At 32.4% G+C, this 19,298-nt stretch carries 16 protein-coding genes and 1 pseudogene (1 of these 17 only partly in view); 16 read left to right on the top strand and 1 reads right to left on the bottom strand.

What is annotated here, in order from left to right:
* The first annotated feature begins 244 nt into the window (after positions 1-244).
* From IDG66_RS01870 to IDG66_RS01835, 8 genes are all read left to right on the top strand, one after another.
* The gene (locus tag IDG66_RS01870; protein ID WP_000004339.1) at positions 245-1,906 is read left to right on the top strand and encodes a putative polysaccharide biosynthesis protein; all 1,662 of its coding nucleotides are present in this window, start codon (positions 245-247) and stop codon (positions 1,904-1,906) included.
* Positions 1,903-2,598, top strand: coding sequence for a pseudouridine synthase (locus IDG66_RS01865; protein WP_001217122.1), 696 nt, complete (start codon positions 1,903-1,905; stop codon positions 2,596-2,598). The genes IDG66_RS01870 and IDG66_RS01865 overlap by 4 nt, the downstream gene beginning before the upstream one ends.
* Before the next feature lie 16 nt (positions 2,599-2,614).
* Positions 2,615-3,037 (top strand): YtxH domain-containing protein, encoded by a 423-nt coding sequence (locus IDG66_RS01860; protein ID WP_001051856.1) that lies wholly within the window; start codon positions 2,615-2,617, stop codon positions 3,035-3,037.
* Positions 3,038-3,728: 691 nt separating this feature from the next.
* Positions 3,729-5,138, top strand: a complete 1,410-nt coding sequence (gene sapep, locus IDG66_RS01855) for an Mn(2+)-dependent dipeptidase Sapep (RefSeq protein ID WP_000265409.1) — start codon at positions 3,729-3,731, stop codon at positions 5,136-5,138.
* A gap of 3 nt (positions 5,139-5,141) precedes the next feature.
* A complete protein-coding gene (gene dat, locus IDG66_RS01850) occupies positions 5,142-5,990 on the top strand; it encodes a D-amino-acid transaminase (RefSeq protein WP_000411087.1) in 849 nt (282 codons plus the stop codon).
* A gap of 550 nt (positions 5,991-6,540) precedes the next feature.
* Positions 6,541-7,332, top strand: coding sequence for a phosphotransferase family protein (locus tag IDG66_RS01845; RefSeq protein ID WP_000434766.1), 792 nt, complete (start codon positions 6,541-6,543; stop codon positions 7,330-7,332).
* Positions 7,333-7,346: 14 nt separating this feature from the next.
* Positions 7,347-7,991, top strand: coding sequence for a tRNA (guanosine(46)-N7)-methyltransferase TrmB (gene trmB / locus IDG66_RS01840; RefSeq protein WP_103143696.1), 645 nt, complete (start codon positions 7,347-7,349; stop codon positions 7,989-7,991).
* Between the two features lie 469 nt (positions 7,992-8,460).
* Positions 8,461-9,303, top strand: a complete 843-nt coding sequence (locus IDG66_RS01835) for a YtnP family quorum-quenching lactonase (RefSeq protein ID WP_001823213.1) — start codon at positions 8,461-8,463, stop codon at positions 9,301-9,303.
* Between the two features lie 124 nt (positions 9,304-9,427).
* On the opposite strand, the gene IDG66_RS01830 is transcribed toward IDG66_RS01835, so the two are convergent.
* Positions 9,428-9,739: a PepSY domain-containing protein gene (locus IDG66_RS01830; protein ID WP_000163829.1), complete on the bottom strand. Its 312-nt coding sequence runs from the start codon at positions 9,737-9,739 to the stop codon at positions 9,428-9,430.
* A gap of 86 nt (positions 9,740-9,825) precedes the next feature.
* Here IDG66_RS01830 and IDG66_RS01825 point away from each other — a divergent pair, with 86 nt between their 5' ends.
* The 8 genes and pseudogenes from IDG66_RS01825 to IDG66_RS01790 all read left to right on the top strand — a co-directional run.
* Positions 9,826-10,902 carry a M42 family metallopeptidase gene (locus IDG66_RS01825; protein ID WP_001024577.1) on the top strand — a complete coding sequence of 359 codons (1,077 nt, stop codon included), beginning with the start codon at positions 9,826-9,828 and terminating at the stop codon, positions 10,900-10,902.
* 64 nt (positions 10,903-10,966) lie between these two features.
* Entirely contained in the window at positions 10,967-11,278 is a 312-nt protein-coding gene (locus IDG66_RS01820) for a thioredoxin family protein (RefSeq protein ID WP_000811163.1), read from the top strand.
* A gap of 99 nt (positions 11,279-11,377) precedes the next feature.
* Positions 11,378-12,235 carry a DUF1444 domain-containing protein gene (locus IDG66_RS01815; RefSeq protein ID WP_001091387.1) on the top strand — a complete coding sequence of 286 codons (858 nt, stop codon included), beginning with the start codon at positions 11,378-11,380 and terminating at the stop codon, positions 12,233-12,235.
* Positions 12,236-12,263: 28 nt separating this feature from the next.
* Positions 12,264-12,860: a YtpR family tRNA-binding protein gene (ytpR, locus tag IDG66_RS01810; RefSeq protein WP_001048368.1), complete on the top strand. Its 597-nt coding sequence runs from the start codon at positions 12,264-12,266 to the stop codon at positions 12,858-12,860.
* 20 nt (positions 12,861-12,880) lie between these two features.
* Entirely contained in the window at positions 12,881-16,705 is a 3,825-nt protein-coding gene (locus IDG66_RS01805; protein WP_000118311.1) for a DNA translocase FtsK, read from the top strand.
* 23 nt (positions 16,706-16,728) lie between these two features.
* Positions 16,729-18,042 (top strand): UDP-N-acetylmuramate--L-alanine ligase, encoded by a 1,314-nt coding sequence (murC, locus tag IDG66_RS01800; protein WP_000150169.1) that lies wholly within the window; start codon positions 16,729-16,731, stop codon positions 18,040-18,042.
* Positions 18,043-18,115: 73 nt separating this feature from the next.
* Positions 18,116-18,607 carry a DUF948 domain-containing protein gene (locus IDG66_RS01795; protein WP_000383814.1) on the top strand — a complete coding sequence of 164 codons (492 nt, stop codon included), beginning with the start codon at positions 18,116-18,118 and terminating at the stop codon, positions 18,605-18,607.
* A gap of 73 nt (positions 18,608-18,680) precedes the next feature.
* Positions 18,681-19,298, top strand: a pseudogene (locus IDG66_RS01790) (hypothetical protein); it runs 884 nt beyond the window's last position.

The raw sequence follows: 19,298 nt of genomic DNA, 5'->3' as shown, positions 1-19,298 counted from the left end.
TTTTCTACTGTTATGCGATGTTCATCTCAAATAGTAGTATAATGTTTATATGAAATTTCGTAATATTCTAATCAAAATCTAGTATTCAATGACAATGTGTTGATAATTTTGTTATGATAATTCATTGAATATACGACAATGAAATAAAGTTTTGTGATATATTCATAATAATGAAAAATGATTTTACAGAGAAATAGCTTTTAGTTTACAAAACTTTAATAAACATGAGATAGGGAGATTCGTAATGAGTGAAAGTAAAGAAATGGTGCGTGGAACCTTTTTAATTACCATTAGTATATTAATTACCAAGGTATTGGGCGTACTTTTTATCATTCCATTCAACTATTTAATTGGTGGACAAGAAAATATGGCGCCGTTCACATACGCTTATGCACCATATAATATTGCAATTGCAGTTGCGACAGCAGGTGTACCATTAGCAGCTTCGAAATATGTTGCGAAATATAATGCTATTGGGGCATATAAAGTCAGTCAGAAATTTTATAAATCGAGTTTTATTGTAATGAGTATTACCGGTGTTTTAGGTTTCTTGGTACTGTATTTCCTAGCACCTTATATTTCTGAATTAACATTAGCTAGAAACGTTCATGATAAAAACGGTTGGTCAGTCGATGATATTACTTGGATTATAAGAATCATTAGTATGGTTGTTATCTTTATTCCTGTATTAGCGACATGGAGAGGTATATTCCAAGGTTATAAATCTATGGGGCCAACAGCAGTGTCAGAAGTAACTGAGCAAATTGCACGCGTGATTTTCATATTAATCGGAAGTTATTTAGTACTAAATGTCTTTGATGGCTCTATTTTATTAGCCAATGGTATTGCTACTTTTGCAGCAGCAGTTGGTGCGATTATTGGTATATTCACACTCTGGTATTACTGGAGAAAGCGTAAGCATAATATTGATCGTATGGTCGAATCTGATTACACAGATATAGATGTGTCATATGGCAAGATGTATAAAGAAATTATTGCTTATAGTATTCCGTTCGTTATTGTAAGTTTGAATTATCCATTATTTAACTTAGTAGATCAATTTACACATAACGGTGCTTTATCTTTAGTTGGTATACCTTCACAGTTACAAGATATATTCTTTAATATGCTAAATATGTCAACTAATAAAATTGTAATGATTCCGACATCATTAAGTGCTGGTTTTGCAGTGAGTTTAATTCCTTTTATTACAAAAACATTTGCAGAAGGTCGCTTACATGAAATGCATCATCAAATTAGAACATCTATTGGTGTATTAATGTTTATAACTGTTCCAGCTAGTATTGGAATTATGGCCTTGGCACAACCATTATTCACAGTTTTCTATGGTTACGATCCAATTGTTTTAGGTCATGACCCTAACCATGATGGTAGTCGCTTATTATTCTATTATGCGCCTGTAGCAATACTAATTTCACTATTAAGTGTAACGGCATCAATGTTACAAGGTATAGATAAACAGAAATTAACAGTTTATGTTATTTTAGCTTCTGTAGTTATCAAGTTAGCGTTAAACTATCCATTAATTATGTTATTCCATACACCTGGTGCAATTTTAAGTACTAGTATCGCATTATTATTTGCAATTGGATGTAATTTCTATATTCTTAAAAAATATGCGAAGTTTAAATTCAGCTATAGTTGGATTCATTTTGCAAAAATATTCTTGTATTCATTTATTATGATGCTAGGTGTAGAATTAGTATTCTTCCTTGCAAATCTATTCTTAGAACCTACTAAACTTGGTTACTTAATCATTATTATTTTAGGTGTTACAGTAGGTATTCTAATTTACGGTACAATCACAATTAAAACGCGTCTTGCGGACGAATTCTTAGGTGAAATTCCTGAAAAATTAAGACGTAGAGTTAGGTTTTTACGATGAGAATAGATAAATTTTTAGCAAATATGGGCGTCGGTACACGTAATGAGGTCAAACAGTTACTTAAAAAAGGCCTTGTAAATGTCAACGAACAAGTAATTAAATCACCAAAAACACATATAGAACCAGAAAACGATAAGATAACAGTTCGTGGAGAATTAATAGAATACATTGAAAATGTCTATATTATGTTAAATAAGCCAAAAGATTATATATCAGCAACTGAAGATCATCATTCAAAAACCGTTATTGATTTAATACCTGAATACCAACATCTAAATATTTTTACGGTTGGTCGTCTTGATAAAGATACAGAAGGGCTTTTATTGATAACGAATGATGGTGATTTTAATCATGAATTAATGAGTCCAAACAAACATGTTTCTAAAAAATATGAAGTTATTTCAGCAAATCCTATCACTGAAGACGACATTCAAGCTTTTAAAGAGGGTGTAACACTGTCTGATGGCAAGGTTAAGCCTGCAATTTTAACTTATATTGATAATCAAACGTCACACGTAACAATTTATGAAGGAAAATATCATCAAGTTAAACGAATGTTTCATAGCATTCAAAATGAGGTATTACATTTAAGACGTATCAAAATTGCTGATTTAGAATTGGACAGCAATCTAGATTCAGGAGAATATCGTTTATTAACTGAAAATGATTTTGACAAATTAAATTATAAATAAAAGGGAGACGATTGATATGGCAAAAGGTAATTTATTTAAAGCGATTTTGGGTATAGGTGGCGCTGTAGCAGCTGTACTTGTTACACGTAAAGATAGTCGTGACAAGCTGAAAGCAGAATATAATAAATATAAACAAGATCCTCAAAGCTATAAAGATAATGCTAAGGATAAAGCGACGCAATTAGGAACAATTGCTAATGAAACAATTAAAGAAGTAAAAACAAATCCGAAAGAATATGCTAATAGATTAAAAAATAATCCAAAAGCATTTTTCGAAGAAGAAAAATCAAAATTTACCGAATATGACAATAAGACTGACGAAAGTATTGAAAAAGGTAAATTTGATGATGAAGGTGGCGCCGCACCAAATAATAATTTACGTATCGTCACTGAAGAAGACTTAAAAAAGAATAAAAATGCACTATCTGATAAAGAATAAGATGTGAGTAGGACAGAAATGATAAGGGAGTGGGACAGAAATCATATTTTAGCAAAATTTATTTCGTCGTCCCACCCCGGCAAGGTTGACTAGAATTGAAAAAAGCTTGTTACAAGCGTATTTTCATTCAGTCAACTACTGCCAATATAATATTGTAAACTATAGGACATTTATTAGTGTTTCAGGTTCTTTATCGTTAGTCATAGCTAATATGCATATAGAAAGAAGAATACATGCGTGAAACTCATTCATAAAAAATACTAATATCTAAAGAAAACGTATTTCTTTATCTTTTCGAAATTCTCTATGTTGGGGCCCTTACCCCAACTTGCACATTATTGAAAGCTGACTGTTGGCCAGTTTCTGTGTTGGGGCCTCGCCAACTTGCATTGTCTGTAGAATTTCTTTTCGAAATTCTCTATGTTGGGGGCCCCGGGGCGCATTTTCGTTCGGTTAATTACTGTCAATATTAAATTGTGTGCCTAGTACATTGACTTATATCTCGAGTTCTTGAATATGTGTATTTTAAATATATAAATTAAAAAAGGAACAAAGCAGCTATTTATGATTTGTGTCATATCGATAGCATCGTTTTGTTCCTTTTTATTATTTTCTGACATCTTATTGTAGTTTTTATATCATTTCATGTAAAATAGAATTTAACTTATAGAAAAAAGGAAGTCGATTTCGAATGTGGAAAGAAAAAGTTCAACAATACGAAGATCAAATCATTAATGACTTAAAAGGATTATTAGCAATTGAAAGTGTGAGAGATGATGCAAAAGCATCAGAAGACGCACCAGTTGGTCCAGGTCCTCGTAAGGCATTAGACTACATGTATGAAATTGCACATAGAGATGGATTTACAACACATGATGTGGATCATATTGCAGGAAGAATTGAGGCAGGTAAAGGAAATGACGTATTAGGTATCTTATGTCATGTTGACGTTGTTCCTGCTGGTGATGGATGGGATAGTAATCCGTTCGAGCCGGTTGTAACAGAAGATGCTATCATAGCTAGAGGTACACTTGATGACAAAGGTCCAACAATTGCTGCTTATTATGCAATTAAGATATTAGAAGATATGAATGTGGATTGGAAGAAACGTATTCATATGATTATTGGTACGGATGAAGAATCTGATTGGAAATGTACGGATCGCTATTTTAAAACAGAAGAAATGCCAACATTAGGTTTTGCACCAGATGCAGAATTTCCGTGTATTCATGGTGAAAAAGGCATTACAACATTTGACTTAGTTCAAAATAAGCTTGCTGAAGATCAAGATGAACCTGATTATGAATTAATAACTTTTAAATCTGGTGAACGTTACAACATGGTGCCTGATCATGCAGAAGCAAGAGTGCTTGTTAAAGAAAATATGACAGATGTTATTCAAGACTTTGAGTACTTTTTAGAACAAAATCATTTACAAGGTGATAGTACTGTTGATAGTGGCATTCTAGTTTTAACAGTTGAAGGTAAAGCGGTTCATGGTATGGATCCATCTATCGGTGTGAATGCGGGTCTTTACTTACTAAAATTCTTGGCATCATTAAATCTTGATAATAATGCACAAGCGTTTGTAGCATTTAGTAATCGCTACTTATTTGATTCAGATTTTGGTGAAAAGATGGGAATGAAATTCCATACAGATGTCATGGGTGACGTGACAAATAACATTGGTGTTATTACATATGATAATGAAAATGCGGGTCTTTTCGGTATCAACTTGCGCTATCCAGAAGGATTTGAATTTGAAAAAGCTATGGATCGTTTTGCAAATGAGATTCAACAATATGGCTTTGAAGTGAAATTAGGTAAAGTCCAACCACCACATTATGTTGATAAAAATGATCCTTTTGTACAAAAGTTAGTTACTGCATATAGAAATCAAACAAATGATATGACTGAACCTTATACTATAGGTGGCGGTACTTATGCGAGAAACTTAGACAAGGGTGTAGCATTTGGCGCAATGTTTAGTGATTCTGAAGATTTAATGCATCAGAAAAATGAATATATCACTAAAAAACAGTTATTTAACGCAACTAGTATTTACTTAGAAGCAATTTATTCATTATGCGTGGAGGAATAATATATGGAAAAAATTTTTTTAAATGGTGAGTTTGTAAGTCCAAGTGAAGCAAAGGTTTCATACAACGACAGAGGATACGTATTTGGCGATGGTATTTATGAATACATTCGAGTATATAATGGTAAGTTATTTACAGTAACAGAACATTATGAAAGATTTTTACGTAGTGCCAATGAGATTGGTTTAGATTTAAATTATTCTGTAGAAGAATTAATTGAACTATCTCGTAAATTAGTTGATATGAATCAAATTGAAACTGGGGCAATTTATATTCAAGCAACGCGAGGTGTAGCTGAAAGAAATCATAGCTTCCCAACACCTGAAGTAGAACCAGCAATTGTTGCTTATACAAAGAGTTATGATCGTCCTTATGATCATTTAGAAAATGGTGTGAATGGTGTTACCGTTGAAGATATCCGATGGTTACGTTGCGACATTAAAAGCTTGAATTTATTAGGAAATGTATTAGCAAAAGAATATGCTGTAAAATACAATGCCGTTGAAGCAATCCAACATCGAGGCGAAACTGTCACTGAAGGATCTTCAAGTAATGCTTATGCAATTAAAGACGGTGTGATTTATACACATCCGATTAACAACTATATTCTTAATGGTATTACACGAATTGTAATTAAAAAAATTGCCGAAGACTATAATATCCCATTTAAAGAAGAAACGTTTACTGTAGATTTCTTGAGAAACGCAGATGAAGTTATTGTTTCAAGTACTTCAGCTGAGGTTACACCTGTTATTAAATTAGATGGTGAACCAGTTAATGATGGTAAAGTTGGCCCAATTACACGTCAACTACAAGAAGGATTTGAAAAGTATATAGAGTCACACAGTATTTAAAATTCTTTCATCATATTTTTAGATTAAATTACTTAAATTTATCAACTTTCGTAAGTGAATTATGTTATAATTTAAAACGAAGCTTAAAAGTATTGTTTAGAAAACACATATTAGTAAAAAGTGCCATTTTGTTTCTCATTTTCAGTTGAAATATAATGATAAAAATTATAAAATTTTCTATGAGTTACAAATATGATGTGCATCATATTTTACTAAGTACGTAAATGTTACAGTTCATAAATTTATGCTAACCATGAAAATGGGATAGCAATTATTTTGAAAACTAGAGTTTATCGCCTACAAAAGTTACAAAAACATGTAGTTTTAGACACGGTAACATTTTATGTCAAGTAAGTGACTATAGAATGTATGGTGTCAATGACAGACATTACGATTTAAATTTAGTCGTGTAATGTAGGCATTAGTTGAGGATTTACAATAATTATCTGGACATAATATTTGTACCAGTATGGTGTTATAAATTAGAATATATGGCTCTTGAAAAACCTATTTCTAGAGCCATTTTCTAATTGAAAGTGAGGTGGACGAGTTGGAGCAGTTTTATCAATTAGGGTGGACACTTGATTCTGCAGGTGGTGCATCTGGCGAAGCATATATGGCTGAACAAGATGGACAAAAGTTGTTTTTAAAACGAAATTCAAATCCATTTATTGCGGCATTATCAGCAGAAGGTATTGTGCCCAAATTAGTATGGACGAAGCGCATAGAAACAGGCGAGGTTGTTACAGCACAACATTGGAAAAATGGCCGTGAACTATCTTCAAACGAAATGAAGCAAACAAGAGTTGCACATTTATTAAAGAAGATACACAATTCTAGACCTTTATTAAGTATGTTAAAGCGTATGGAAATGGAACCTATTACTCCTGAGATTATGCTTAATAAAATTAATGCCTCTTTATCAAGAGAAGTTTTAACACATCATATTGTGAGAAAATCATTAACCTATTTAGAAGAGCATATACCGAGTTTAGATTCACGTTTTTTCACTGTTGTACATGGTGATGTGAATCATAATAATTGGTTATTATCTGATCGAGATGAACTATTTTTAGTCGATTGGGAAGGTGCAATGATCGCAGACCCGGCAATTGATATCGGAATGCTGCTTTACAACTATGTTCCACAACAACAATGGTCTGAATGGCTTGAAACATATGGTGTTCAAGAGAGCTTGAATTTAAATAAACGTATGAAATGGTATACGGTAATTCAATCTATAGGTCTTGTGCAATGGTATGAAGAGCAAAAAAGATATAAGGATATGAACACTTGGCTTAAATTCCTAAATCAAGTTATGAATAGTAACATGTTTATTTAAGAGGAGAATAAAATATGAGAGTTCGATACAAACCATGGGCTGAAGATTATTTAAAAGATCATCCTGAATTGGTTGACATGTACGGTCAACATGCAGGGAAAATGACTGAATGGTTTGATAAAACGCAACCGATACACATTGAAATTGGTTCGGGTATGGGGCAGTTTATTACAACATTAGCTGCTCAAAATCCTCATATTAACTATATTTCAATGGAACGTGAGAAAAGTATCGTTTATAAAGTATTGGATAAAGTTAAAGAGATGAGTTTAACAAATTTAAAGATTATTTGTAATGATGCCATTGAATTAAATGAATATTTTAAAGACGGCGAAGTTTCGCGTATTTATTTGAACTTTTCAGATCCATGGCCAAAAAATCGTCACGCAAAACGACGTTTAACGTATCATACGTTTTTAGCGTTGTATCAACAAATCTTAAATGATGAAGGAGATTTACATTTTAAAACTGATAACAGAGGACTATTTGCCTACAGTTTAGAAAGTATGTCTCAATTTGGAATGTATTTTACAAAAATAAATCTAAATTTACATCAAGAAGACGATGGCAGTAATATTCTAACAGAATATGAAAAGAAATTTTCGAATAAAGGGTCACGTATTTATCGTATGGAAGCGAAATTCCATTCACAAAAATAAAGCACTTATGAGGGTATGTACACATACAATCATAAGTGTTTTTTCGTACTATAATGGTTCTATAGTAAAAGGGTTCTATAATAAATCGGACTGATAGAAAAAGTATTTTACTTTTCATCTGTCCGATTTTTTGATTTTGAATATAAAAAAGCGCAATTGCCTCTGTAATTTAAAGTGACCAAACCTAAACTAAAGGAGACAATTGCGCCTATGAACAATGTTATACTAAATACCTTTGATTTAAAAGAATAAAGCTTGCATTTTACTTGGAAATTTTAATTATTAATTTAAAATTACAGTCCGATGGTTATGATGCATTTACATATAATATGATTGCATTAATCTTTATAAGTAGTTAGAAGTGTATTAGTGTGGGGCGTTTCGTTTTTGTTCGCATTTATGAATAGTGATATGATGTAATAAACACATGCTAATTGTAATAACGAATACAGAAAGAATAGGTGATGTTGTGAAAATCGGGGATATATCTATTCATTATCTAAATGGCGGCAATACAAAAATGGATGGCGGTGCAATGTTTGGTGTTGTTCCGAAGCCGTTGTGGTCAAAGCAATACAATGCAAATGAACGAAATCAAATCAATTTACCGACACATCCAATTTTGATTCAAACGGCTCAATATAATTTGATTATAGATGCGGGTATTGGTAATGGTAAATTATCTGAAAAGCAATTACGTAATTTTGGAGTAGATGAAGAAAGTCATATTATTACTGATTTGGCAAATTATAATTTAACGCCAAAGGATATTGATTATGTGCTAATGACACATATGCATTTTGATCATGCTGCCGGTTTGACTGATCAAGCGGGACATGCAATTTTTGAAAATGCGATTCATGTTGTGCAACAAGATGAGTGGCATGAGTTTATTGCACCTAATATAAGAAGTAAATCAACTTACTGGGATAAGAATAAAGGCGATTATAGTAACAAGTTGATTTTATTCGAAAAACATTTTGAACCGGTTCCGGGTATCAAGATGCAACATAGTGGAGGTCATAGCTTTGGCCACACGATTATTACGATTGAAAGTCAAGGAGATAAAGCAGTTCATATGGGTGATATATTCCCAACTACTGCACATAAAAATCCTCTATGGGTAACGGCATATGATGATTATCCTATGCAATCGATTCGTGAAAAAGAACGCATGATACCATATTTTATTCAGCAACAATATTGGTTCTTGTTTTATCATGATGAAAACTACTTTGCTGTAAAATACAGCGATGATGGTGAAAACATAGATGCATATATTTTACGTGAAACATTAGTTGATAATAACTAAAATAAAGATGTATTACTAAACAAATTTTCAAAAATAAAAAATTGAGCCACATCCAATCTTACTAATTAGGGTGTGGCTCATTTTTAAGTTTTACGATCCAAATCAAATATGGATAAAATTCGTATTAACGCTCTACAATGTTAATGACTTCACCAGTATATGCATCTGCATAAAAATCATAATGAATATTTTGACCATTTTTAATAGTTGTAATTCCACCTTGATAAACTAAACGGTATTTATCAGTTTCAGGATGAACGAATGGTTCATAAACGATATATGAGCCTTTGACATTCATAAAATATGATTTTACTTCATTAAGTACTTTAACGGGATTATAGCGTTTACGATTAATATATTGGATGATTGAAATGGTAGAAATAATTACAATGGCTACTGCAATTATTGTTGGAATTATATATTTCAGTTTAGTCATCATTTATGCTCCCTTGATTTCAAATTCATATCATTAGTTTACCATATTGAAGATGATATAATAACTTATAAGGAGTGAGAACTTTTATGAACATAAATAAAAAAGTAACATTACAACGAATTCAAACTTTAACTGAGCTTCATGGGGCACCAGGTTTTGAAGAAGAAGTAAAAAATTATATGACTCAGCAAATGGCGCCGTACGTAGATGAATTTATTGAAAATCGTATGGGTGGATTTTTTGGTGTGAAAAAATCTAAAAATCCAAATGCAAAACGTGTAATGATTGCAGCACATATGGATGAAATCGGATTTATGATTACAAATATCACTAAAAATGGAATGATTCAATTCACAAATTTAGGTGGTGTTGCAAATGATATTTGGCAAGGACAACGCTTAGTAATTAAAAATAGAAATGGCGATAAAATTATCGGTGTTGTTTCTAATATACCTAAACATTTTCGTACTGGTAGTGAAGGCGCACCGGAAATTAAAGATTTAACATTAGATATAGGTGCTCAAAATGAAGATGAGGTGCGTGAGCGCGGAATAGATATAGGAGATACAATTGTACCTCACACGCCATTCACACAGTTATCTGAACATCGATATAGTGCTAAAGCATGGGATAATCGTTATGGTTGTGTCTTGGCAATTGAAATACTAGAATTATTAAAAGATATAGAATTAGATGTAGACTTGTATGTTGGCGCAAATGTTCAAGAAGAGGTTGGATTACGAGGTGCGAAAGCATCTGCAGAGATGATAGACCCAGACGTTGCATTTGTAGTCGATTGTTCACCTGCCAATGACGTTAAAGGAAGCCAACCATTATCTGGTGAACTTGGTAAAGGGACGTTAATTCGCATAAAAGACGGTACAATGATTTTAAAGCCTGTATTTAGAGACTATTTATTAAAGTTAGTAGAAGCACATGACATTGAACATCAATACTATATGTCACCAGGTGGAACAGATGGTGGAGAAATTCATAAAGCTAATATTGGTATTCCGACTGCAGTTATTGGTGTATGTGCACGATATATTCATAGTACAGACTCAGTATTTGATATAAGAGACTATTTTGCAGCTAGATCTTTACTTTCAGAAGCCATTTGTAATTTAGATAATAATCAAATAGAAACATTACAATATAAATAATCGGGTAATAACAACTATTATCTCTAAATAGTTATATATATTCATTAATTAAGGAGACATAAAAATGAAACAACTTGAATCAGAACAACAATTTGAATCTTTAAAACAAGGTGCTACAGTATTTGAATTCACTGCAGGCTGGTGTCCAGATTGTAGAGTGATAGAACCAGATTTACCGGAATTAGAAGCGAGATATCCTATGTTTGACTTCGTATCAGTAGACCGTGATAAATTTATGGATATTTGTATTGAAAATGGTATTATGGGTATTCCAAGTTTTCTAGTATATAAAAATGGAGAACTGCTTGGAAGTTATATTGGAAAAGAACGAAAATCAATTGAACAGATAGATGCATTTTTAGCTCAATACGTGTAATTTAGACTAGAGAAAAACGGGGTAATACTCGTTTTTCTCTGTTACTATGTGTTGATTTATTGTAAACTATTATAAGGTGCGAAATTAGGAGTGTTACATATGAATACCTTTCAAATGAGAGATAAATTAAAGGAACGTTTAAGCCATTTAGACGTTGATTTTAAATTTAATCGTGAAGAAGAAACTTTGCGTATTTATCGAACAGATAATAACAAAGGTATCACGATTAAACTTAACGCTATAGTCGCAAAATATGAAGATAAAAAAGAAAAAATTGTAGATGAAATTGTTTATTACGTTGATGAAGCTATTGCACAAATGGCAGATAAAACCCTTGAGAGTATATCATCTAGTCAAATTATGCCTGTCATTAGAGCGACTAGCTTTGATAAAAAAACTAAACAAGGTGTTCCTTTTATCTATGATGAGCATACTGCAGAAACAGCAGTTTATTATGCAGTCGATTTAGGGAAATCATATCGTCTAATTGACGAAAGCATGTTAGAGGATTTGAAGTTAACTGAACAACAAATAAGAGAAATGTCTCTGTTTAATGTTAGAAAATTGTCAAATTCATATACGACTGATGAAGTAAAAGGTAATATTTTTTATTTTATTAACTCAAATGACGGGTATGATGCAAGTAGGATACTAAATACTGCATTTTTAAATGAAATTGAGGCACAATGTCAAGGCGAAATGCTCGTAGCAGTGCCACACCAAGATGTGTTAATTATTGCAGATATACGCAATAAAACAGGATATGATGTGATGGCACATTTAACAATGGAATTTTTCACTAAAGGTCTAGTTCCAATTACATCATTATCCTTTGGATATAAACAGGGTCATCTTGAACCGATATTTATTTTAGGTAAAAATAATAAACAAAAAAGAGATCCAAACGTGATTCAGCGTTTAGAAGCAAATCGTCGTAAATTTAATAAAGATAAATAGAAATAATTGGATAAGGAGTTTTGTCATAATGAATTTATTTTACAATCCTAAATATGTAGGAGATGTCGCATTTTTACAAATTGAACCAGTTGAAGGTGAATTAAACTACAATAAAAAAGGTAATGTTGTTGAAATTACTAATGAAGGTAATGTTGTAGGTTATAATATTTTTGAAATTTCAAAAGATATAACAATTGAAGAAAAAGGTCATATTAAATTAACTGATGAACTTGTAAATGTATTCCAAAAGCGTATTTCAGAAGCTGGTTTTGATTATAAATTAAATGCTGATCTATCACCGAAATTTGTAGTTGGCTACGTTGAAACTAAAGACAAACATCCTGATGCAGATAAATTAAGTGTACTAAATGTAAACGTTGGAAATGACACATTACAAATTGTATGTGGCGCGCCTAACGTTGAAGCTGGACAGAAAGTTGTTGTTGCTAAAGTAGGTGCAGTGATGCCTAGCGGTATGGTAATTAAAGATGCTGAATTACGTGGTGTTGCCTCAAGCGGTATGATTTGTTCAATGAAAGAATTGAATTTACCTAATGCACCTGAAGAAAAAGGTATTATGGTATTAAATGACAGCTATGAAATTGGACAGGCATTTTTTGAATAATTAAGGAAGGTAGTGAAAATATGAGCTGGTTTGATAAATTATTCGGCGAAGATAATGATTCAAATGATGACTTGATTCATAGAAAGAAAAAAAGACGTCAAGAATCACAAAATATAGATAACGATCATGACTCATTACTGCCTCAAAATAATGATATTTATAGTCGTCCGAGGGGAAAATTCCGTTTTCCTATGAGCGTAGCTTATGAAAATGAAAATGTTGAACAATCTGCAGATACTATTTCAGATGAAAAAGAACAATACCATCGAGACTATCGCAAACAAAGCCACGATTCTCGTTCACAAAAACGACATCGCCGTAGAAGAAATCAAACAACTGAAGAACAAAATTATAGTGAACAACGTGGGAATTCTAAAATATCACAGCAAAGTATAAAATATAAAGATCATTCACATTACCATACGAATAAGCCAGGTACATATGTTTCTGCAATTAATGGTATTGAGAAGGAAACGCACAAGTCAAAAACACATAATATGTATTCTAATAATACAAATCATCGTGCTAAAGATTCAACTCCAGATTATCACAAAGAAAGTTTCAAGACTTCAGAGGTACCGTCAGCTATTTTTGGCACAATGAAACCTAAAAAGTTAGAAAATGGTCGTATCCCTGTAAGTAAACCTTCAGAAAAAGTTGAGTCAGATAAACAAAAATATGATAAATATGTAGCTAAGACGCAAACGTCTCAAAATAAACAATTAGAACAAGAAAAACAAAATGATAGTGTTGTCAAACAAGGAACTGCATCTAAATCATCTGATGAAAATGTATCATCAACAACAAAATCAATGCCTAATTATTCAAAAGTTGATAATACTATCAAAATTGAAAATATTTATGCTTCACAAATTGTTGAAGAAATTAGACGTGAACGAGAACGTAAAGTGCTTCAAAAGCGTCGATTTAAAAAAGCGTTGCAACAAAAGCGTGAAGAACATAAAAACGAAGAGCAAGATGCAATACAACGTGCAATTGATGAAATGTATGCTAAACAAGCGGAACGCTATGTTGGTGATAGTTCATTAAATGATGATAGTGACTTAACAGATAATAGTACAGATGCTAGTCAGCTTCATACAAATGGCATAGAGAATGAAACTGTATCAAATGATGAAAATAAACAAGCGTCAATACAAAATGAAGACACTAATGACACTCATGTAGATGAAAGTCCATACAATTATGAGGAAGTTAGTTTGAATCAAGTATCGACAACAAAACAATTGTCAGATGATGAAGTTACGGTTTCGAATGTAACGTCTCAACATCAATCAGCACTACAACATAACGTTGAAGTAAATGATAAAGATGAACTAAAAAATCAATCCAGATTAATTGCTGATTCAGAAGAAGATGGAGCAACGAATAAAGAAGAATATTCAGGAAGTCAAATCGATGATGCAGAATTTTATGAATTAAATGATACAGAAGCAGATGAGGATACTACTTCAAATATCGAAGATAATACCAATAGAAACGCGTCTGAAATGCATGTAGACGCTCCTAAAACGCAAGAGCACGCAGTAACTGAATCTCAAGTTAATAATATCGATAAAACGGTTGATAATGAAATTGAATTAGCACCGCGTCATAAAAAAGATGACCAAACAAACTTAAATGTCAACTCATTGAAAACGAATGATGTGAATGATGGTCATGTTGTGGAAGATTCAAGCATGAATGAAATAGAAAAGCATAACGCAGAAATTACAGAAAATGTGCAAAACGAAGCAGCTGAAAGTGAACAAAATGTCGAAGAGAAAACTATTGAAAACGTAAATCCAAAGAAACAGACTGAAAAGGTTTCAACTTTAAGTAAAAGACCATTTAATGTTGTCATGACGCCATCTGATAAAAAGCGTATGATGGATCGTAAAAAGCATTCAAAAGTCAATGTGCCTGAATTAAAGCCTGTACAAAGTAAACAAGCTGTGAGTGAAAGCAAGCCTGCGAGTCAAGCCGCACCATCATCAAGATTTGATTCACAAGAGTCAAACACAAATGCATATAAAACAAATAATATGACATCAAACAATGTTGAGAACAATCAACTTATTGGCCATGCAGAAACAGAAAATGATTATCAAAATGCACAACAATATTCAGAGCAGAAACCTTCTGCTGATTCAACTCAAACGGAAATATTTGAAGAAAGCCAAGATGATAATCAATTGGAAGATGAGCAAGTTGATCAATCAACTTCGTCTTCAGTTTCAGAAGTAAGCGACATAACTGAAGAAAGCGAAGAAACAACACATCCAAACAATACTAGTGGACAACAAGATAATGATGATCAACAAAAAGATTTACAGCCTTCATTTTCAAATCAAAATGAAGATACAGCTAATGAAAATAGACCTCGGACGAACCAACAAGATGTTGCAACAAATCAAGCTGTACAAACATCTAAGCCGATGATTCGTAAAGGCCCAAATATTAAATTGCCAAGTGTTTCATTACTAGAAGAACCACAAGTTATTGAGTCGGACGAGGACTGGATTACAGATAAAAAGAAAGAACTGAATGACGCATTATTTTACTTTAATGTACCTGCAGAAGTACAAGATGTAACTGAAGGTCCAAGTGTTACAAGATTTGAATTATCAGTTGAAAAAGGTGTTAAAGTTTCAAGAATTACGGCATTACAAGATGACATTAAAATGGCATTGGCAGCGAAAGATATTCGTATAGAAGCGCCTATTCCAGGAACTAGTCGTGTTGGTATTGAAGTTCCGAACCAAAATCCAACGACAGTCAACTTACGTTCTATTATTGAATCTCCAAGTTTTAAAAATGCTGAATCTAAATTAACAGTTGCGATGGGGTATAGAATTAATAATGAACCATTACTTATGGATATTGCTAAAACGCCACACGCACTAATTGCAGGTGCAACTGGATCAGGGAAATCAGTTTGTATCAATAGTATTTTGATGTCTTTACTATATAAAAATCACCCTGAGGAATTAAGATTATTACTTATCGATCCAAAAATGGTTGAATTAGCTCCTTATAATGGTTTGCCACATTTAGTTGCACCGGTAATTACAGATGTCAAAGCAGCTACACAGAGTTTAAAATGGGCCGTAGAAGAAATGGAACGACGTTATAAGTTATTTGCACATTACCATGTACGCAATATAACAGCATTTAACAAAAAAGCACCATATGATGAAAGAATGCCAAAAATTGTCATTGTAATTGATGAGTTGGCTGATTTAATGATGATGGCTCCGCAAGAAGTTGAGCAGTCTATTGCTAGAATTGCTCAAAAAGCAAGAGCATGTGGTATTCATATGTTAGTAGCTACGCAAAGACCATCTGTCAATGTAATTACAGGTTTAATTAAAGCCAACATACCAACAAGAATTGCATTTATGGTATCATCAAGTGTAGATTCGAGAACGATATTAGACAGTGGTGGAGCAGAACGCTTGTTAGGATATGGCGATATGTTATATCTTGGTAGCGGTATGAATAAACCGATTAGAGTTCAAGGTACATTTGTTTCTGATGACGAAATTGATGATGTTGTTGATTTTATCAAACAACAAAGAGAACCGGACTATCTATTTGAAGAAAAAGAATTGTTGAAAAAAACACAAACACAATCACAAGATGAATTATTTGATGATGTTTGTGCATTTATGGTTAATGAAGGACATATTTCAACATCATTAATCCAAAGACATTTCCAAATTGGCTATAATAGAGCAGCAAGAATTATCGATCAATTAGAGCAACTCGGTTATGTTTCGAGTGCTAATGGTTCAAAACCAAGGGATGTTTATGTTACGGAAGCAGATTTAAATAAAGAATAATTATGAGTAAGGAGTTTTATATAATGACACACTATCATTTTGTCGGAATTAAAGGTTCTGGCATGAGTTCATTAGCACAAATCATGCATGATTTAGGACATGAAGTTCAAGGATCGGATATTGAGAACTACGTATTTACAGAAGTTGCTCTTAGAAATAAGGGGATAAAAATATTACCATTTGATGCTAATAACATAAAAGAAGATATGGTAGTTATACAAGGTAATGCATTCGCGAGTAGCCATGAAGAAATAGTACGTGCACATCAATTGAAATTAGATGTTGTAAGTTATAATGATTTTTTAGGACAGATTATTGATCAATATACTTCAGTAGCTGTAACTGGTGCACATGGTAAAACTTCTACAACAGGTTTATTATCACATGTTATGAATGGTGATAAAAAGACTTCATTTTTAATTGGTGATGGCACAGGTATGGGATTGCCTGAAAGTGACTATTTCGCTTTTGAGGCATGTGAATATAGACGTCACTTTTTAAGTTATAAACCTGATTACGCAATTATGACAAATATTGATTTCGATCATCCTGATTATTTTAAAGATATTAATGATGTTTTTGATGCATTCCAAGAAATGGCACATAATGTTAAAAAAGGTATTATTGCTTGGGGTGATGATGAACATCTACGTAAAATTGAAGCAGATGTTCCAATTTATTACTATGGATTTAAAGATTCGGATGACATTTATGCTCAAAATATTCAAATTACGGATAAAGGTACTGCTTTTGATGTGTATGTGGATGGTGAGTTTTATGATCACTTCCTGTCTCCACAATATGGTGACCATACAGTTTTAAATGCATTAGCTGTAATTGCGATTAGTTATTTAGAGAAGCTAGATGTTACAAATATTAAAGAAGCATTAGAAACGTTTGGTGGTGTTAAACGTCGTTTCAATGAAACTACAATTGCAAATCAAGTTATTGTAGATGATTATGCACACCATCCAAGAGAAATTAGTGCTACAATTGAAACAGCACGAAAGAAATATCCACATAAAGAAGTTGTTGCAGTATTTCAACCACACACTTTCTCTAGAACACAAGCATTTTTAAATGAATTTGCAGAAAGTTTAAGTAAAGCAGATCGTGTATTCTTATGTGAAATTTTTGGATCAATTAGAGAAAATACTGGCGCATTAACGATACAAGATTTAATTGATAAAATTGAAGGTGCATCGTTAATTAATGAAGATTCTATTAATGTATTAGAACAATTTGATAATGCTGTTGTTTTATTTATGGGTGCAGGTGATATTCAAAAATTACAAAATGCATATTTAGATAAATTAGGCATGAAAAATGCGTTTTAATATGTTTATAATAGAGTAGTATGGGTATTTATTATTAATGACATTATTACATGTTAATTAGGAGGCGTTTTTAATGGATTGGATTTTACCAATTGCTGGAATTATCGCTGCGATTGCATTCTTAATTTTATGTATCGGTATCGTAGCTGTATTAAATTCTGTTAAGAAAAACTTAGATTATGTTGCAAAAACACTTGACGGTGTAGAAGGTCAAGTTCAAGGTATTACTCGTGAAACAACAGATTTACTTCATAAAGTAAACCGTTTAACTGAGGATATCCAAGGTAAAGTAGATCGTTTAAACTCAGTTGTAGATGCTGTTAAAGGTATCGGTGACTCAGTACAAACGTTAAACAGCTCTGTAGATCGTGTAACAAATTCAATTACACATAATATTTCTCAAAATGAAGATAAAATCTCACAAGTTGTTCAATGGTCAAATGTTGCAATGGAAATTGCAGACAAATGGCAAAATAGACACTACCGTCGTGGAAGTGCAAATTACAAAGCTAATAATGTAGCAACTGATGCAAATCATAGCTATACTTCTCGAGTAGATAAATAATTAATAATTAAACAAATGCACTTAAATGAGGTTGTTACTTATTTAAGTGCATTTGTTATAGGAGGATACACAAATGACGCAACAACAAAATAATAAAAGAACATTAAAAAATAAACACACTTATCAAAATGAACCATTACCCAACCGTAAAGATTTTGTTGTTAGTTTTATAACTGGCGCGCTTGTTGGTTCAGCTTTAGGTTTGTATTTTAAAAATAAAGTTTATCAAAAAGCAGATGATTTAAAAGTCAAAGAACAAGAACTGTCGCAAAAATTTGAAGAAAGAAAAACGCAACTTGAAGAAACGGTTGCCTTTACAAAAGAACGTGTTGAAGGATTTTTAAACAAATCTAAAAATGAGCAAGCAGCATTAAAAGCACAACAAGCAGCAATAAAAGAAGAAGTAAGTGCAAATAATTTGAGTGATACATCACAAGAGGCACAAGAGATTCAAGAAGCTAAAAAAGAAGCACAAGCAGAAACAGATAAAAGTGCAGCTGTATCAAATGAAGAATCAAAAGCAGCGGCATTAAAAGCACAACAAGCAGCAATAAAAGAAGAAGCAAGTGCAAATAATTTGAGTGATACATCACAAGAGGCACAAGAGATTCAAGAAGCTAAAAAAGAAGCACAAGCAGAAACAGATAAAAGTGCAGCTGTATCAAATGAAGAATCAAAAGCAGCGGCATTA

Origin of the sequence: Staphylococcus sp. EG-SA-18 (genome assembly GCF_017151825.1) — a bacterium.
In the GTDB taxonomy this organism is placed as follows: domain Bacteria; phylum Bacillota; class Bacilli; order Staphylococcales; family Staphylococcaceae; genus Staphylococcus; species Staphylococcus aureus.
Note: the sequence above shows the minus strand (reverse complement) of the source record. Positions and strands in the feature narration are given on the sequence as shown.

Coding starts and splice junctions, on each gene's coding strand:
- IDG66_RS01870 (WP_000004339.1), top strand. CDS start 245: ATGAGTGAAAGTAAAGAAATGGTGCGTGGAACCTTTTTAATTACCATT.
- IDG66_RS01865 (WP_001217122.1), top strand. CDS start 1,903: ATGAGAATAGATAAATTTTTAGCAAATATGGGCGTCGGTACACGTAAT.
- IDG66_RS01860 (WP_001051856.1), top strand. CDS start 2,615: ATGGCAAAAGGTAATTTATTTAAAGCGATTTTGGGTATAGGTGGCGCT.
- sapep (WP_000265409.1), top strand. CDS start 3,729: ATGTGGAAAGAAAAAGTTCAACAATACGAAGATCAAATCATTAATGAC.
- dat (WP_000411087.1), top strand. CDS start 5,142: ATGGAAAAAATTTTTTTAAATGGTGAGTTTGTAAGTCCAAGTGAAGCA.
- trmB (WP_103143696.1), top strand. CDS start 7,347: ATGAGAGTTCGATACAAACCATGGGCTGAAGATTATTTAAAAGATCAT.
- IDG66_RS01830 (WP_000163829.1), bottom strand. CDS start 9,739: ATGACTAAACTGAAATATATAATTCCAACAATAATTGCAGTAGCCATT.
- IDG66_RS01825 (WP_001024577.1), top strand. CDS start 9,826: ATGAACATAAATAAAAAAGTAACATTACAACGAATTCAAACTTTAACT.
- IDG66_RS01820 (WP_000811163.1), top strand. CDS start 10,967: ATGAAACAACTTGAATCAGAACAACAATTTGAATCTTTAAAACAAGGT.
- IDG66_RS01815 (WP_001091387.1), top strand. CDS start 11,378: ATGAATACCTTTCAAATGAGAGATAAATTAAAGGAACGTTTAAGCCAT.
- ytpR (WP_001048368.1), top strand. CDS start 12,264: ATGAATTTATTTTACAATCCTAAATATGTAGGAGATGTCGCATTTTTA.
- IDG66_RS01805 (WP_000118311.1), top strand. CDS start 12,881: ATGAGCTGGTTTGATAAATTATTCGGCGAAGATAATGATTCAAATGAT.
- murC (WP_000150169.1), top strand. CDS start 16,729: ATGACACACTATCATTTTGTCGGAATTAAAGGTTCTGGCATGAGTTCA.
- IDG66_RS01795 (WP_000383814.1), top strand. CDS start 18,116: ATGGATTGGATTTTACCAATTGCTGGAATTATCGCTGCGATTGCATTC.